The 382-nt window shown below is 71.2% G+C and carries 1 protein-coding gene; it reads left to right on the top strand.

The features are described 5' to 3' along the window. Window positions 1–382 (top strand): S8 family serine peptidase (locus JAV51_RS20125; protein WP_197322314.1); only part of this gene is annotated, 382 nt, incomplete at both ends.

Raw genomic sequence — 382 nt, forward strand, 5'->3', positions numbered from 1 at the left:
AGGCGACGTTGGCGGAGAGTGTGCCGCAGATCGGTGCGCCGGAGGCGTGGGACAGCGGGCTGACCGGTGAGGGTGTGCGGGTCGCGGTGTTGGACACCGGCATCGACGCCGATCACCCGGACCTTGCGGACGCGGTGGTGGAGGCCGAGGACTTCACCGGCAGCGGCAACACCGACGACGGCCAGGGCCACGGCACGCACGTTGCCGCCACGATCCTGGGTGACGGCTCCGCGAGCGACGGGCGTTACCGCGGTGTGGCGCCGGACGCCGAGCTGGTGGTGGGCAAGGTCCTCGACGACGACGGCTTCGGCCAGGAGTCGTGGATTCTCGCCGGGATGGAGTGGGCGGCCGAGAACGCCTCCGTGGTCAACATGAGCCTGGG

Origin of the sequence: Saccharomonospora sp. NB11, assembly GCF_015910535.1 — a bacterium.
Taxonomy (GTDB): Bacteria; Actinomycetota; Actinomycetes; order Mycobacteriales; family Pseudonocardiaceae; genus Saccharomonospora.